Source organism: Microbulbifer sp. MLAF003 (assembly GCF_030012965.1).
Taxonomy (GTDB): domain Bacteria; phylum Pseudomonadota; class Gammaproteobacteria; order Pseudomonadales; family Cellvibrionaceae; genus Microbulbifer; species Microbulbifer variabilis.
The window spans coordinates 1,523,288-1,540,094 of record NZ_CP120232.1 but is presented as its reverse complement, the minus strand read 5'-3'; the positions used below and the strand labels follow the sequence as shown (position 1 = coordinate 1,540,094).

The 16,807-nt window shown below is 47.3% G+C and carries 16 protein-coding genes; 3 read left to right on the top strand and 13 right to left on the bottom strand.

All coding sequences use genetic code 11. The features are described from left to right. Positions 1–43: 43 nt before the first annotated feature. Both P3339_RS07475 and pcaB read right to left on the bottom strand, forming a co-directional pair. A complete protein-coding gene (locus tag P3339_RS07475; protein ID WP_282952902.1) occupies positions 44–436 on the bottom strand; it encodes a nuclear transport factor 2 family protein in 393 nt (130 codons plus the stop codon). A 49-nt stretch (positions 437–485) separates the two neighbouring features. Continuing rightward, entirely contained in the window at positions 486–1,835 is a 1,350-nt protein-coding gene (pcaB, locus tag P3339_RS07470; RefSeq protein ID WP_282952901.1) for a 3-carboxy-cis,cis-muconate cycloisomerase, read from the bottom strand. A gap of 1,128 nt (positions 1,836–2,963) precedes the next feature. On the opposite strand from pcaB, the gene P3339_RS07465 reads away from it, so the two are divergent. The 3 genes from P3339_RS07465 to P3339_RS07455 are packed head-to-tail and all read left to right on the top strand — an operon-like array spanning position 2,964 to position 5,461. Further along, positions 2,964–3,785, top strand: a complete 822-nt coding sequence (locus P3339_RS07465; protein WP_282952900.1) for an iron-containing redox enzyme family protein — start codon at positions 2,964–2,966, stop codon at positions 3,783–3,785. Next, the gene (locus P3339_RS07460; protein ID WP_282952899.1) at positions 3,763–4,533 is read left to right on the top strand and encodes a class I SAM-dependent methyltransferase; all 771 of its coding nucleotides are present in this window, start codon (positions 3,763–3,765) and stop codon (positions 4,531–4,533) included. Before P3339_RS07465 ends, P3339_RS07460 begins: the two co-directional genes overlap by 23 nt. Beyond that, complete coding sequence (locus P3339_RS07455) at positions 4,526–5,461, top strand: TauD/TfdA family dioxygenase (protein WP_282952898.1); 936 nt, start codon at positions 4,526–4,528, stop codon at positions 5,459–5,461. The genes P3339_RS07460 and P3339_RS07455 overlap by 8 nt, the downstream gene beginning before the upstream one ends. Positions 5,462–5,559: 98 nt before the next feature. Here P3339_RS07455 and P3339_RS07450 read toward each other — a convergent pair whose 3' ends face one another. From P3339_RS07450 to relA, 11 genes are all read right to left on the bottom strand, one after another. After that, a complete protein-coding gene (locus P3339_RS07450; protein ID WP_282952897.1) occupies positions 5,560–5,862 on the bottom strand; it encodes a hypothetical protein in 303 nt (100 codons plus the stop codon). A 511-nt stretch (positions 5,863–6,373) separates the two neighbouring features. Further along, on the bottom strand, positions 6,374–7,309 hold the full coding sequence (locus P3339_RS07445; RefSeq protein WP_282952896.1) for a tRNA-queuosine alpha-mannosyltransferase domain-containing protein: 936 nt from the start codon (positions 7,307–7,309) through the stop codon (positions 6,374–6,376). Continuing rightward, positions 7,306–7,521 (bottom strand): tRNA-queuosine alpha-mannosyltransferase domain-containing protein, encoded by a 216-nt coding sequence (locus P3339_RS07440; RefSeq protein WP_282952895.1) that lies wholly within the window; start codon positions 7,519–7,521, stop codon positions 7,306–7,308. Before P3339_RS07440 ends, P3339_RS07445 begins: the two co-directional genes overlap by 4 nt. Positions 7,522–7,604: 83 nt before the next feature. Continuing rightward, the gene (locus tag P3339_RS07435; protein ID WP_282952894.1) at positions 7,605–8,486 is read right to left on the bottom strand and encodes an NAD(P)-dependent oxidoreductase; all 882 of its coding nucleotides are present in this window, start codon (positions 8,484–8,486) and stop codon (positions 7,605–7,607) included. Between the two features lie 5 nt (positions 8,487–8,491). Then, positions 8,492–9,289, bottom strand: coding sequence for an undecaprenyl-diphosphate phosphatase (locus P3339_RS07430; protein ID WP_020413446.1), 798 nt, complete (start codon positions 9,287–9,289; stop codon positions 8,492–8,494). A gap of 3 nt (positions 9,290–9,292) precedes the next feature. After that, on the bottom strand, positions 9,293–9,997 hold the full coding sequence (gene tsaB / locus P3339_RS07425) for a tRNA (adenosine(37)-N6)-threonylcarbamoyltransferase complex dimerization subunit type 1 TsaB (RefSeq protein WP_282952893.1): 705 nt from the start codon (positions 9,995–9,997) through the stop codon (positions 9,293–9,295). 180 nt (positions 9,998–10,177) lie between these two features. Further along, entirely contained in the window at positions 10,178–10,975 is a 798-nt protein-coding gene (locus tag P3339_RS07420; protein ID WP_282952892.1) for a hypothetical protein, read from the bottom strand. A 266-nt stretch (positions 10,976–11,241) separates the two neighbouring features. Then, a complete protein-coding gene (hemH, locus tag P3339_RS07415; protein ID WP_020413450.1) occupies positions 11,242–12,240 on the bottom strand; it encodes a ferrochelatase in 999 nt (332 codons plus the stop codon). Between the two features lie 172 nt (positions 12,241–12,412). Next, complete coding sequence (gene adk, locus P3339_RS07410) at positions 12,413–13,066, bottom strand: adenylate kinase (RefSeq protein ID WP_020413451.1); 654 nt, start codon at positions 13,064–13,066, stop codon at positions 12,413–12,415. A 146-nt stretch (positions 13,067–13,212) separates the two neighbouring features. After that, the gene (mazG, locus tag P3339_RS07405) at positions 13,213–14,040 is read right to left on the bottom strand and encodes a nucleoside triphosphate pyrophosphohydrolase (protein WP_282952891.1); all 828 of its coding nucleotides are present in this window, start codon (positions 14,038–14,040) and stop codon (positions 13,213–13,215) included. A 12-nt stretch (positions 14,041–14,052) separates the two neighbouring features. Next, positions 14,053–16,299: a GTP diphosphokinase gene (gene relA, locus P3339_RS07400; protein ID WP_282952890.1), complete on the bottom strand. Its 2,247-nt coding sequence runs from the start codon at positions 16,297–16,299 to the stop codon at positions 14,053–14,055. Positions 16,300–16,807: the final 508 nt, after the last annotated feature.

Below are 16,807 nucleotides of genomic sequence, written 5' to 3'. Positions count from 1 at the left end.
GTGCCATGCCTATAGACAGAAAAATCTAACCCATAAGAATTTCTCAATTAAAATCACTCTTAACTGGAGCAGTATCATAAATGATAGCTACGGAAGAGAATCCACTTAGGTCAGTAGCAAGGTCAAAAATATCAACCGTGTTAATAGTAGCTGGCTCTTTGCCTTTTATAGTACGCGTATAAGTCATATAAATAGCAACCTGATTTGGATTCATCACTCCCTGCATAATATTTTTTAACTCCAAGTGACGTTCTTCTGTTGCCTGAGTGACATAGGAGTAAAAATCATCAACCTGGCACTCCCCAAATATCGGAGAATAAACCCTCGCACCTTCTATAAAAACAGCCTTCAAAGCCTCCAAATCACCTTGCTCCAAAGCCGATAAATACTTAAGACATAATCTCTGTATAGCTTCAGAGCGAATTAAGTTTTTCATAACTCAAGAAACCCCAGCCTGAAGAGATTTACCATTCAAATAAACATCTTTACCGCTCCTTCCCAGCCAGGGTTTGATCAACCATCTCACCACACAATCCTAAGTAGTTCTTGGGATCCAATAATTCATCCACCTCACTGGAACTGAGATTTTCAGATATTTCCGGGTTTTGTTTCAATAACTCGGCAAATGACTGCCCGCTTTCCACCGCATCACAACAGATCTGATATACCAGGTCATGGGCTTTCTCGCGTCCAATCTTAGGACCCAATCCCATCATAACTGCCTCAGAGGAAACCTGGCCCCCAGTCAGTTTTAGGTTTCGCATCATATTTTCCGGGTACACATTAAGTCCACTTAAAGCAAAGCGCGCTTGCGCCAAGGCTGCAGCCGACAGGCAAAATATTTCAGGAAGTACCACCCACTCAATTTCCCAGGTACCCGTAGCTCGCTCATGATCCTCTTCCATAGCATTGAGCAGAGCTGCCACCTGCTGCCTGATAATTGGCACAATGCCACTGATATAGACTGAAGAGACAGGGTTATGTTTTTGTGGCATCGTACTGGAAGCTCCTCGCCCGGACGTAAATGGCTCTGAAACCTCACCCACTTCTGTCTGCGCCATTAATTTAATATCGAGAGCGATTTTCCCCAGCGTGCCAGTGATCAACCCCAGCAGACAGGCTACCTCAGTGATTCTATCTCGCATGGTATGCCAGGCAATACATGGCTTCCCTAGCTTAAGCTCCTCCATAATCCCCACCTGTACCGCCAATCCCTGGCTCCCTAACGAGGCCAGATTTCCCGCTGCGCCACCAAACTCCCCAACCAGTGCACGTTTTTTAATTTCTTCTAAGCGCTGCTGGTGTCGATGGAAACCAGCCAGCCATACAGCCGCTTTATAACCAAAAGTTATTGGTACAGCCTGTTGCAAATTACTTCTCGCCACCATCGGCGTATCCCGATACTCTTTCGCCAATTTAGCTAATGCAATTGAAATTGCTCCCACATCAGTTTCTATCAATTCCAATGCCGCACGAATCTGTAAAACGGTAGCTGTATCAGTAATATCCTGGGTTGTAGTTCCCCAGTGGCACCATTGCCCCAGCCCTTTATCGCATAGTGCTACCAGCTGTTGTACAACCCCAAAAACGGGATAACCAATCAACTCTGTCTGTGCCTTTAAGCGTACGAAATCAATCTCATCGGCGTTGCAGTGGCTGCAAATCTCTTTCGCCGCCTCCTCGGGAATGATCCCCAATCGCGCTTGAACTTTTGCCAGGGCCGCCTCGACATCCAGGTAGTACTGAACTCTCTGTTTATCTGAAAAAATATCTCGCATTGCCTGCGTGCTGAAAAGATCACAGAAAACTACTGAGTCAATAAGAGTTGCTGCCACGATTCACCTCTAAAAACCAAGGCAAAGCTTGCAGGTCCTTTGAATTCGCCCGGGCTGGTAGTGCAATGAGATTACTCAAAAGCGAGACTAGCGGTACAAACAGTCATTTCTCAAAGAAGAATAGACAATAGCATTCGGGGCTTAATGAGCTATTAGTTAGTAGCTATTTCCTTCTAGGTCAACTTAATTGATAGAGAATGCAGGTATCCTTTACTCGGCCCCTGGTCAGATGACTGAGCGTCCCATATGAAAAGTACCAATTACATCTACATCAGTGAACATTTGCGGTAGCTAAGTATGCCAATTTTTTCTTACATACAATCTCTCGCCCCACCCTAGCCAGTAACTCAAATCTCAAAAGCCATTTAGTTAAAAGAGAATTTTCTTTCCAATTACTGCCTCGTTAGCAGTCTCTACTCTGAAATCACACCACCTACTTATCGACATAAAATCATGATACTGCCAAGAAAATCCAATTGGTACCAACCATATAAATAGTAAAGAAAACCTTAAATCACAAAATCCCTACTAACCTTATAAGCAAAAACATCCTTCCAGCACCACTCAAACTTATGCTTTTTCACTCATACTGAGGCTCATTTTAAGCTCCAAGCCCCAATCACAAATAAATAACCCTTGAATTGATTTACATCAATTTATACTTCGATTCGGCTTTACAACAATAAGGGCACAAAAAAATTCAACACCAAATAAATCCTTCACCCCTACGCCACACACATAAACAAAATATAGAAGCTGACAAAAAGAAATTTAAATTTTCTTGAATTAAAAGCAATTACAAACAAATGGAAAAGAGAAACACAAGAGGCGAAAGCCCATTAATTTCAATATATCAGAAAATAAATACCTACAAGTAGGTATAGCCACACACCCCGCAGCCAAAAACTAATTAAATTTTCTCAAGAAAACAGAGGCAACAAACAACCAGCATCCGTGAATAATAATCATGATATTGCTAGAAAAAATTTTACTCCGTATACTCAAAATCCGTTTACTGGTCGAGCAACCATTAAACGCTATTCACACAGGATGTTCGTTAGCAAACTGAAATAATTACTTGTTACGGTTGCCAACTTTCGGCTCAACAGATGGAATTTAAGGCTTCAGATGAATAATCATAAAAGAGCCTGGCTAGAGCAACTCTCTGAAGAAGCGCTAAAGCACAGGGCTATCAACCACCCATATCTCAAACAATTCAGCAGTGCATCCCTTCCAAACTTTCGCTATGCGGTCGCGGATTTTGCTCAACAGTACGGGGTTTATTCATCCCGTTTTGTAAACTTGCTCACTGCTGTGATTTCCAGATTGACTACCCCGAAGCACCGGAACATTCTTCTGGAAAATCTCGCAGAAGAGTCTGGACACTATGAAGAAAAAGAGCTTATAGAGCTGGAGACTCACGGGATCAGTGCAAGCTGGGTCCGGAACATCCCACACGCACAGCTGTTTGAGAGCTTCAGAAAAAGGGCGTTACGCGGAACACCAGAAATAGGAATTTCCGATGATCCTGCTATATGGTATGACATGCTCTCCGGAGTATTGCTTTATGGCTCTACTGAAGAAGCTATCGGGGCTTTAGGATTAGGTACAGAGCATATCGTCAGCTCTATTTATCCTTTCATTGAAAAAGGCTTAAAAAGCCTACCCGAATTTCAGCCGGAGGATTATTGCTTCTTCTCTGTTCATACACTCATTGATGATGACCATGCAGAAAGCTTAAACCAAATCGCATTGGATTTTGCCAATACCGAGGAGGGCCGCAAGCGTCTTCGTCACGGAGTGCTTAAAGCCTTGAACTTAAGGGCCGCCTTCTGGGATGGCATGTTGGAACGTGCAATTAGGGGTCCGCAAAAGCCTCTCGAAAATCTAAATAATTATACTCAACAAGCTTCTGGAGTGGCTCAGGATGAACCAGCCGTTATCAACTGAAACAATCTATAACGCCCAAGCAGGCAACTGGTTGCGATCTGAGAAGGTCCTTTTAAGTGACTTTACTGCAAGACCTCGAGTGCTTGAGGAGTTAGGAGATATTGCTGGGCAAGACATTCTGGACTTTGGATGTGGCGAGGGTTACGTCTCACGCATGATTCTGGAAAATGGTGCTCGTTCGATATTTGGCATCGATTCTTCTGCGGAGATGATCAGTCAAGCACAGGCAATGGCAGCAGAGCTCGAACTATCCACTGCCAGTTATACGGCTGCTAATGCTGTGACTTTTGACCAATTCCCACAAAAGAGCTTCGACAAGGCCATTGCTGTATTTCTTTTTAATTATCTCACGATTGAAGAGATGACTCAGGTAATGACAAAGGTTAGATCACTGTTAGCCTCCACCGGGACCTTTGTTTTTACCGTGCCCCACCCTTGCCTACCATTTATGCGTGAAGAAACACCACCGTTTTACTTTGAGCATGGAGATAAAAGCTATCTCGATGGCATCAATCAAACTTTCGAAGGAAAAATCTGGCGCAGAGATGGAATTCCAGTATCTGTGCGTTGTGTACACAAAACCTTTTCACATTACTTCGAAGCACTCAAAGCAGCCGGGTTTAATCTTTTGCCGCAGGTGAATGAGCTTGCGGTAACAGACGAACACCTGGCATTGGACCCTGAATTCTTTGGCCCTCTGAAAGGTTACCCTCTGCATGTTTTATTTAAGGTACAAGTAAATGATTGAACTGGCTCCCAGAGAAGAGGTGTGCGCTCAAGCGTGGAAGGCTGCAGATATAGCCTCAAAATCCAACTGGAAGTTTGCTTGGCCTTCCGGCTGGCAAGAGGAAGTAAAAGCTCTTCAAGATTGGGCTTCCAATCAGGATCATCCTGTTGAATCCTTGAGAGCCGACTCAGTACCAACCCCACAGTTTGATCAACTTGCCCAACAGATCAAGCAAGAAATTGCACACGGAAGCGGTATAACCTGGATTCAGGGGATTGATGGCTTCGATCAAGATACACTCAATCTTTTGTTCTTAAATATCAGCCTGGCAATGGGGCAAACTATTGATACCTATGGCAGGTTGTACGGTATCCTGGATACAGGTCGAAGCTATAAAGATGAAGCAATTCCGGTATCACAAACTAATGCAGCTACCGGGGTACATACAGACAGCTCGCAACGTACAATCCAGCCCAATATTCTCGGCTTGTGCTGTATCACCCCTGCGATAAAAGGTGGAAAATCCAAAGTGGTCTCCGCAGCACAGGTCCACGAAGCCCTAAGAGAAAGAGAACCTGGCAAGCTCGCTCTACTCTATGATAACTATATACGCGATCTTGTCACCCCAGGCAGCGACAAGAACCTACAGAATATCCTTAACAATCACTTCCCCATTTTCAGCTACGAAAAGGGTAAGTTATCAATTCGCTATATGCGCTACTGGATTGAAAAAGGTCACCAGCGGGTCGATCAACCGCTAACCAAGGAGGTATTGCAGGCTTTAGACATGCTCGACGGGGAGCTAAACAATGAAGAAAACGTTGTCAGCTTCTATATGAACTCAGGAGACATGATATTTATCGACAACACTCGGATTCTTCACGATCGGGATGAGTTTGTTGACACATCCGAGCAAAAACGCGTTTACACTAGAGTATGGATAAATTGAGCCTCTATTAAATCACACCAATTAAATCCTTAACTGAAAATAAAGCCGAAAGGATAATTAGCATAAACTCTCTTTTCGGCTTTTAAGAATAAAAACCATCAACGCCCTTGTGATTGCCCCGTTACGACTGTTTTTCTTAGCTTATTAACATTTCTGGCCGTTTCCACTGAATCACCTGCCCACTCCTCTGCTGTCATGCAGACCTTCTTTTTGAATCTCGATCCCGTCCCTTCGCGATACTTACACACTAGTTCATTCTTTGGTTCCTCCTGTTTATCGAGGTTAGAGGCCAATTCTTCAACTTGACCGTCTTGATCAGACCCCGGCCTATTTGATACGGATGTACAACCAATAGCTAGCACCGAAAATAGAACTGCCAGGGCCAAAAAATACTTACTCATGATATATCCTTATCAATTTCCATATGAAGTCCGCAGCTAAAGAATATAACATTGATATAAAAACAAGGAAAAGCTTCGATGACTTGATCTACTTGCAAGACAGCAAGATATAACACTTCTCTCAGCGCGCCTTACAATGGACAAAGAATAAAAAGGCACCATGATTTCCGCATCAAGTCAAAGCGTAAATTATTCTGCTAATATGAGCATATTCGTGGCAGCATACCACGCACGCGGCCTTCTCAGAGTGAGGGGGATACTGCTGACTTATGGAATGGTACCAAAACCTCTATCTATTGCCATCTCTATTCTGTGGAGTATAAAAGTCAAGACTAGTGAGGGCCCATAAGCTATAGGGCTGCTAGCAGTATTTTTCAAGCCAGGGAGCGGCTGGCCGATCCCAGATCCAGGCCTACTGATATGAACTTTAGATACCTAAAAAAGCGTTATACAACCCCACTAAAGTCGCTTAGTCGGTGAAGTTTTTCAGTAGGTTTGGCTAATAATACTTTTATTTACAATAGCCGACTGTATCGGAGATACATCTGCTCAGAGCACAAAAATATTTATCTTTATAGCTTTCCCATGAAATATTATGAAAGTCCAATTTTACTAACGTTTCCGCACATTGAACTCTTTTGGCCATAGATTCAAGCTTTGTAACTGCATTCCTCACCCCCAAGTAACGCAATTGCTCAGGATAAAACTCCGGGTAACACTGCTCATCCGGCACTAATGGCGTGCAGCCCATCGCTGCGGCCTCCATTACCGCTAGCCCCTGAAACTCGTGGTAAGCGGTAGATAGAAATACATGGCTACCACGTAAGGTTTGCCGGTAGAGATGTTCGCTTTCCACATACCCCACCACCAAAAGATTTTGGCAGAATTCCTGCTTAATCTGCTTAAACTCTTCCGGGCTGTTACGAAACGACTGGCCCATCAAGTTGAGCAAGAACTTTACCTTTTTCTCTTTTAGGCCCTGAAGAATCTGCAGTAGTCGATCGGCGCCCTTGTCATACTCCCAGCGGGCAGCCCAACTGATGATCAATGTATCCTCGGTTACCTCTTCCTGATAACCCTGTCCCCACCGGTGATCCCAACAAAAATTTGTTTGTGCGCTTTTTTTGACAAAGAGCGCACCTTCCAAGGGTACAGGCAAGACCTTAGATTTGTTTTGTACTTCCTCGCAAATTCCTGTAGGTACACAATCGGGAAAACGCTTGAGTAATGTAACAGCTCCCTCAATTAAAGTGCGACGATTAAATTCTGAATTAAAAAGAACTAGGTCCCCAGCCAATGCGGTATAAATATTTAGCAATTGAGGCTCAATAGATTGGTAAGCATCTGTACTCACCGGATAAGCAAATTGATTCTCATGAAAATAAACAACAGTCGGAATCCCAGCCAGCTCTGGCACTAAACCGCGTAAGGCACTGAGATCCGTCATTGAAGTTGTAATAACAAGATCCCAATCCTGCTTGAGGGCTTGCGCAGCCTCCCTCTGGCCCAGGTCAGGCTATTTCCACGAATGCGCCAACTGAAATATCGTGGGGGCAGGGTAAGGACTGTCCACTGCCATTCGGGAAAAGCGGCAACCAGACCCTTACGCCAGCGCTTGTGGCTGTCCGCATCATAGGCCGAGAGCAATAGAACTTTCATCGAGAGTTAAACAATATAAATTAGGAATGCAGGGTTGGAAATAACTGCATCCAACCCCGAGAGCAGCTTTCAAGTAGAGAGTATCAATCGAAGGAACGCACATTCATCAGTCGCGCAAACAGGCTGGAAGTATCCCAGCGGGCACCACCGATTGCCTGCACTTCGCTGTAGAACTGATCCACCAATGCAGTGACTGGCAGCAATGCACCATTACGCTGAGCTTCCTGAAGGACAATAGCCAGGTCCTTACGCATCCAATCTACTGCGAAACCGTGGTCATACTCGCCAGCCAGCATTGTCTGGGAGCGGTTTTCCATTTGCCAGCTCTGCGCGGCACCTTTGGAAATTACATCCACTACTTGCTCCGCATCCAGCCCGGATGCCTTGGCAAAATGCAGGCCTTCAGCAAGCCCCTGGACTACTCCGGCGATGCAGATTTGATTGACCATTTTGCACAGTTGGCCGCTACCTACCGGGCCCAATAAGGTTACCGCTCTGGCGAAAGTTTCAATTAACGGATTAACTCGCTGAAAATCGGCTTTATCTCCGCCAACCATAACAGTCAACGCCCCATTTTCAGCGCCTGCCTGGCCACCAGAAACCGGGGCGTCAAGAAAGCCTATCCCCTTGTCACTGCCAATGGCTGCCAGCTCCCGAGCAACATCCGCCGAAGCAGTAGTGTGATCTACGAATAAGCTACCTTTCTCCATAGTGGAAAAAGCACCTTGCTCTCCAACCACTACCTGACGTAGGTCGTTATCATTACCCACGCAGGCGAAGACAACTTCCGCACCTTTAGCCGCTTCAGCCGGGGATGGGAAGCTTTCCCCTTTGTATTCCTCCAACCACTTTTTTGCTCGATTAGCGGTGCGATTGTATACCCTTACATGATGACCAGCTTTTGATAAATACCCAGCCATCGGGTAGCCCATCACCCCCAAGCCAATAAACGCTACAGTTGCCATATTACCTACCCCCATATCATCCAAATCAGGACCGCACCTAGTATCAGGCGATAAATTGCAAAAGGTGCCATACCGATACGACTAATAAACTGCAGAAAAAAATGAATACATAAGTAAGCACTAATAAACGACAACACAGCACCCAGCAGAATATCGCCCCAGGGCACAGTTTCCAGTGAAAGCAAGTCGTATGTCAGTAACAGCGCCGGCAGTGCAATTGCTGGTATCGACAAGAGAAAAGAAAAGCGTGCGGCAGCCTCTCGTTTCATTCCTAGCATTAACCCCGCTGTCATGGTTATACCTGAGCGGGAAGTACCAGGAATCAGTGCTAATACTTGAGCCAAGCCAATCAGCAATGCCTTTTTCCAATTGAGTTGAGCCAACGTTTGTGTGCGCACCCCACGCACATCCGCCCACCAGAGAAGAATACCGAAGCCAATTGTGGTCGTGGCAATAACAGCTGCTGAGCGAAGATTGGCTTCGATAAAGTCTTTGAAAATCAGCCCAACCAAACCTACCGGAATAGTCGCCAATACAATCAACCAGGCAAGCCTGCCCTCATCGGTAAAGTCCCCGCTGGCTAACCCTCCAAGCCCATCCCGGATCAGCGCCCAAATATCTTTACGAAAATAAGAAACAACCGCTATCAACGAACCAAAATGCACAGCGACATCAAATGCAAGTCCCTGGTCCTGCCAGCCCAATACCTCGGCAGGTAAGATTAAGTGCGCTGAACTAGAGATAGGCAAGAATTCAGTAAGCCCTTGGATCAAGGCCAAGACAACAATTTGAAATATTTCCATGGGTTACTTCTTAGATCGGATTTTTTGTCGTTTCTGCCAGGTGACCTCATTGCGAAGATACACAGGCTCTAATTCTTGTGCGGTCACCACCTTACCAGACAGGTATAGTGGCACAGCCAGCTGGGCAACCTCCCTCGCATGTATCAGGGTATCCAAGTCAACCCCACCCATGTGCGCCATGCGCAGAGCCTCATAATGCCAACCAGGTCCAGCACCATAAATAGGGGGCGATATGTGGGACTCTTTTAATGACATCAGCACTTGCTCAGGGTGCTGTACCGCCTCAGGCACCTGGCTTTGATGTGGTTCGCTAGCAGTGTAAATACCCCAATATACCTGCTGCATCCTCGCATCCAACATGGGCACTATTGAAGCTTCACCCCACTCAGGATGCGCTCGCCTGGCCCCTAGGGCCAAAGCAGCTAAACTGGACACCGGAACCACCGGCTTATCCGCTGCAAAGGCCAGCCCTTGCACACTACTGATAGCAATGCGCAGGCCGGTAAATGAGCCTGGCCCTCGACTAACTGCAAAAGCATCCAGCCCCGCCAAAGTCAGCTCCATTTCAGCCAACACTTCATCCACCATCGGCAACAGCCTACGGGTATGGTCCCGCTCAGCCTGAACAAAACGCTCAGAAATCTGGCCATTGCTGTAGAGCGCTACAGAGCAAGAACCAGAAGTCGTATCCAGGGCAAGAATCTTCACAACAATCTCAGACCAGGTAACTCAAAGAGAGGGATTGTGGCATGGTCGCAAGGGGGAGTCATGTAAATTAACAAAGAGCCAAAAACTACAGGGTACCTTCAATAGAAAACCCCGGACGGAGCCGGGGTCTGAGATAGCTGTTTAAGCCCAGCTATAAAGTAGGGTTTAAGTGAACTCGGGCTATGCCGCTTTCTTTGGCGGACGGCCGCGACGGGCAGCACCCGCTTTAGGCGGACGGCCCCGGCGGGCAGGTGCTTTCTTAGCTGTTGCAGCTGTAGCCTTTTTGGGACGCCCTACTCTCTTGGCCGGCTTGGCCGCGGTAGTAGCTTTCTTTGGGCGCCCTACACGCTTGGCCGTCTTGGCTGCAGTGGCTTTCTTAGGCCGACCTGCTTTTTTCGCAGAAGTCGCTTTCTTGGCGACCGCCCTTTTGGCTTTTTGCGCTTCCGCCTTCAGCTTGGCAGCGGCTTTCTTCTCAAACTCTTTGGCTTTGGCAGCGGCTTTCTTCGCCGCAGCCTTTACCTTAGCCTCTGCCTTCTTCTCCGCAGCCTTGATCTTCTTGGCGTGGGCCTTATCGCGAGTCTTTTTCCAACGCGCTTCAAACGCCTTTAACGCGGCAGCCAGATCTTTATCCGCCTTGGCAGACAGGCTATCAGCCAGAGTGGAAACCTTTTCTTTGGCCGCAGCCTCTGCTAGACGCACAGCATCCATAGCCTTGGCTTTGGCGAGATTCATCTTAGCCATTGCCAGCTTGGCGCGTAATTCCTTTGCCTTGCTATTGGCAGTAGCCAATGATGTTTTTGCTGCTGCAGAATTACTTTTTTGGGCCCGTGCTTTTGCTTTCGCAACACGATCTAATTGCCCATCAAGTGATTTACTCGCCGCATCAACCGCCTTTTGCGCTTTCGCGACTACTGGCGACGCTGCAGTCGAACCAGTTGCCTTCTTTGCACGCGTACTCTTTTTTACTACTCTTGCCATCCCTTGTCTCCTCACTGAAAAGAAGAAGTACATCCAAAAGTGTGCCGGCAGCATTGCCTGTTTGCTATCGAATAAAAACTGCAACGGGCTGTTTTTATCACTTATGCAGAGCGCCGCACCGCCAATTTCGATACAACTTTATCAAAGTTAATAAAAATATCCGGCATTGCAAGTAAAAAAGCGAAAAATGAGAAATTTTTCAGCAAAAAAGTATGTTTTTCTTATCAAATTTCTCCTAAACGGCTTTTTCAGGCCGCTGATAGAAATTATTTTGGCCCAAACAACTTTTCTTCAATGATCGCGGCAAGCGCTTCGATATGATCTTCACGCAAATTTAGAGCAGGAATATAACGATATTCACTGCCTCCAGCATTGATAAAATTAGCGCGATTCTCTACCGAAATTTCTTCCAGAGTCTCCAAGCAGTCTGCTGAAAATGCCGGACAAATAACATCAACACTCTTTACTCCGCCCTTACCCCACTCAATCAGCGTTTTATCGGTATAGGGTTGCAACCATTCAGCCTTACCAAACCTTGACTGGAAAGTGACTTGCCACTGCTCTTGTTCAATTTGTAATTCTTCTGCCAGAAGTCGTGCAGTTTCAGTGCAATGTCGATAATAGGGATCCCCTTTATCAACATTTGCTTTTGGAATTCCGTGAAATGACAGCAGTAACTTTTCTGCCTGCCCTTGAGCCTGCCAATGCTCGCTGACTGAGTTCGCAAGGGATTTAATATAGAGGGGGTGGTGGTAATAATCCCGAATCAATGAAATATCCGGAATATCACGACTTTTGCGAAAAATTTGCGCCACTTGATCGTAAATTGCGGCAGTGGTCGTAGCTGAATACTGTGGATATAGCGGTAAAACAGTGAAAGTTTCACACCCTTTTTTACGCAAATCACCAATCACATTGTCTAACTGCGGCTCTCCATAAGTCATCGCATACTCGACCACCAGATCATGGCCATTATCACGCAGATACCCCTGCAACAGCTCGGCCTGACGACGCGTATAGTAAAGAAGTGGCGAACCTTCAACTGCAGCACCATCAGCACTGCAATTCCAAATCTCTTTATAGGCGGGCGCAATGCGCTTGGGGCGAAATGGCAAAATGAAGCCATTCAGTATCGCAAGCCACAGTGGACGAGGAATTTCCACTACCCGGGGATCGGAAAGGAATTCCTTCAAGAAACTTCTCACCGCTGGCGCAGTTGGCTGTGCAGGAGTGCCCAAATTCATCAAAATTATCGCACTGGACATAGAGGGGCCTGTCTGAAAAACAAATTTGCCAAGAAAAACTGCCGGCAATGTTAATGACTGAAGAAATAACTACAAGAGAAAAGGCTTTCCTAAATACCAGCAAAGGAGCTGTCGGGAAGAAATGAAAAAGCCCCCAGGTGGGGGCCTTTTAGAGTAACTGTCACTGAAGCAATCAGCTCAGAGCTTCAAAAACCTTCTCACGTATATCATCCATACTGCCCACTCCCATTACTTTTGAATACTTGGGAGCAGCCTCGGGAGAGCGGCTTTCCAGCTCGCGGTAGAAACCAACCAGAGGAGCAGTCTGCTCATGGTAAACAGCCAGACGCTTGCGCACAGTTTCTTCAGTGTCATCACTGCGCTGTATGAGTGTCTCACCAGTCACATCATCCAGTCCTTCACTCTTGGGCGGGTTATAGACAATGTGATATACACGGCCAGATCCTTCATGCACACGGCGGCCAGATAGGCGCTTAACGATTTCCTCATCGTCAACAGCGATTTCCAGTACATGATCGATATGGATATCTGCATCCAACAGGGCCTGCGCCTGAGGAATAGTGCGAGGGAAACCGTCAAACAGGAATCCATTTGTGCAGTCTGACTGGGCGATACGCTCCTTTACCAGGGCAATAATCAGGTCATCAGAGACCAGCTTGCCGGCTTCCATAATATCTTTCGCCTGCAAGCCGAGAGGTGTGCCTGCCTTCACCGCTGCACGAAGCATATCGCCGGTGGAGATCTGCGGAATGCCGAACTTCTCTGTTATGAATTGTGCCTGAGTGCCTTTGCCGGCTCCCGGCGCCCCCAAGAGAATAATTCGCATGTTCAGTTAGCCTCCAAAACTGTCGACGCACCAATAGAGCCGCCGTGCCAAAAGAGCGCTACCTTACACGCAGACCCCAAATTGGGCAAGATTGCTGCTAATGCGAGGCGAATCCCGCAAGATATCCGCCCCCTTTCGAGAGAGAATCATTGAGCAGAGCCCGGTTTCTCCTCCGCCTTGGCTCTATCCCAAAGCTGATCCAGCTCCTCAAGGTTAGCGTCAGCTGGTCTACGCCCCTGAGCCTTCAGGACTGCCTCTACACTTCCAAAGCGTCGCTCAAACTTTCGATTGCAGTGGCGTAGTGATGCTTCCGGGTCTTCTTTCAAGTGACGAGCAGCATTTACACAGGAAAACAGTAAATCGCCAAGCTCCTCCCTGGCATGCTCACGATCTCCAGTTTCAACAGCCTCGCGTAGCTCTGCAACTTCTTCCTCGATCTTGTCCAGCACGCCACTAATATCCGGCCAATCAAAACCCACTTGGGACGCACGCTTCTGTAATTTGGCCGCACGCGTCAATGCTGGTAGCCCTACCGTAACACCGGCTAGAACTCCAGACTCGCCTTTGGCATTACGCTCTTCAGTTTTTATCGCTTCCCAGTTCTGCTTTACCTGGGCTTCATCCACAGAACCAGAGTCATTGTCCCCATAGAGTTCTCCACTGGGAAAAACATGCGGATGACGGCGTACCAGCTTGCGCACCAGAGTATCGACTATACGTGAAAAATCGAAATAGCCCTGCTCACAACCAAGCTGTGAGTAGAAAATCACCTGAAATAACAGATCACCGAGCTCTTCATGGAGGTGTTCGTAGTCCTCAATTTCAATGGCCTCAGCTACTTCGTAGGCCTCTTCGACCGTAGAAGGAACTATGCTGGCAAAAGTCTGCTTCAAATCCCAAGGGCAGCCGCCGTCCGGGTTACGCAGCTGGGCCATCAGGTGAAGCAGGTCCTCCACCTTGTATTTATCTTGCACCTACCCCCTTATTCAGCGCAACATGCGTCTCTTCGCCGATGCCACATTAGGCAGGCGATTAATGCGATGCAGCACGTAACTCAATTCTTCAAAGTTGTGAATTTCAGCAGTCAGCACCATTTCAACGGTGTGCTTATGCTTATTGGAATGAGTCTGCATAGCCGTGACATTAATTTTCTGACTATCCAGCATGGCAGTGACATCTCGTAGCAGACCAAGGCGATCATAAGCCTCAATAATGATTTCCACTGCGTAGAGTTCACGCGGCTTTTCCGCCCAGTTTACCTGCAGAACGCGCTCTGACTCCTCCGCCTGCATCCGTAACATATTGGCGCAGTCCTTGCGGTGAATGGAAACCCCGCGCCCGAGGGTGATATACCCCATAATTTCGTCACCGGGCACCGGGTTACAGCAACCGGCAATATGAGTGAGTAAATTACCTACTCCATCAATATAAACATCTGTCTTACCCTCACCACGCGCGACCGATGCGGTAAGAGATGGCACGCGCTCAGCATAATCAACTTTGACCATACGTTGGGCGGTATTTAATACCTGCCCTACACCGATATCACCCGCGCCTACCGCTGCATAGAGGTCATCCAGCGAGTGCATGTTCAGTTTCGCTGCTAGCTTCTCAAAATCAAAGTCACTCAGGGCCAGTTGTTTAAACTCGCCATCAAGTATGCTGCGGCCATCAGCAATATTCTGGTCACGTGCCTGCTGTTTAAACCAGTGAATAATCTTGGCACGGGCACGCGAGGTAGTGATATAGCCCATCCCCGAGGACAGCCAATCACGACTCGGTGCCTCACGTTTACTGGTCAGGATTTCTACCTGGTTGGCAGTCTGCAATTCGTGGTTTAGAGGGACAATCCGCCCGTCCACTTTTGCTCCACGGCAGCGATGACCAATTTCAGTATGGATTTTATAAGCAAAATCCAGCGGCGTAGCCCCACGGGGCAAATCCACCACATGGCCATCCGGGGTGAACACATAAATACGTGAGTCCCCTTCGCCGGTCTGCAGATCGTCCTGCAGAGGGTTGCCTCCCACCTCTTCGTGCCAGTCGAGCACTTGGCGCAGCCAGGAAATCTTCTGCTCATAGCTATCCTTGCTCTCACTTTTCAGGTCAGTACCCTTATAGCGCCAATGGGCGCAGACACCATATTCGGCTTCCTCATGCATAGCAAAAGTACGAATCTGGACTTCCAGCACCTTGCGCTCTGGGCCAATAACCGCTGTATGCAGCGAGCGATAGCCGTTCTCCTTGGGAGAGGCAATATAATCATCAAATTCATTGGGGATATTGCGCCATAGGTTATGCACTATACCCAATACCGCATAGCAATCTCGCACTGTAGGTACAAGGATGCGTACAGCGCGGATATCATAAACTTGGGAAAAGCCGATATTCTTGCGGCGCATCTTACGCCAGATACTGTAGATATGCTTTGCACGACCGTAGACATCTCCCTCAATGTCTGCCTTAGCCAACTCTTTGCGCAGAAGCTCCAACACCTCATCAATATACTTCTGGCGCGCCAGCCGCTTTTCATCCAGCAAGCGGGCAATCTGCTTGTAATCGTTTGGCTCCAGGTAGCGAAAAGAGAGGTCTTCCAATTCCCACTTGATATGACCAATACCCAATCGATGGGCAAGCGGCGCATAGATATCAGCCACCTCCCGCGCCACTCGAGTACGCTTTGCCTGTTCTACATTCTTCGCCGCACGAATTGCACAGGTTCGCTCCGCGAGCTTGATCAGAGCGACTCGAACATCATCCACCAGAGCTACCAACATGCGGCGGATATTTTCAGAGTGCTCTTCTACAGCACCACTTTTACGTTCATCTCCTGTATCTGCGCTGCGACTGCGAATTGCCGCCATTCGCAACACCCCTCGGATCAGCTTGGCTACTGTCGAACCAAACTCTTCCTCGACACTTTTAATTGGCATGCGCTTTTCACGCACAGCCCGATAAAGAACAGCTGCGACCAATGCTTCTGAATCAATTTGCAGATCCGCCAGAATCTCTGCCATTTCCAGGCCTGTAGCAAAACTACTTGCGCCTTCCGCCCATATGTTTTCCGCTTCAATAGCCCGCTGCTCCGCTTCCGCGCTCACTTCAGCGGCGCGGCGCAGTTTTACTATCGCAGCGCCATCCAGGCCCGCCAATTTCTGTACATGACGAAGCCAAGACTCCAGGTCGAGTTCGCTCTCACCTCCGAAGGAATGATGTTTTCTGACTTGAACCATGTCTTACCGGACCGAAACAGGAATTTGGAAACTTACTGGCACTCCCCACCCAACTACGAAACTGCAGTGCCAGGTAAATAAAGTGTGTATAGCCCTTAAAGGAGCGCTTCTATCATAGGTTTGAACACACTAAAGTCCACGATTTTCTTTATATTTTTCAACAAGCTGCGTGAAATTCAGCATTCTTTCGCAGCAGCTTGTCAAACTTGACAAGAGAATAGCTGCGAATACAACCAGCCCTCTGGCTGGACAGTCACATAAAATACTTGTAAAGAAATGCCCACGTGTAAAAGTAAAAGCCGACCCACAGTACAAACCATTTGCAATAAAATTTTGTTTTGTAGGTTTTCAAAAACCAGCATTAACTAAGAAATGGCCCTTCGAAAAGTTTCTGCCAAAAGATTAAACACTCAACAAATGCCCCCAGACAGCCTAAAATGGCTTCATCTAAAAAAGTCCAGCAAGTGAGGAATTACTCAGTTAAAAAAATTGGGAATGCAACCAAGGA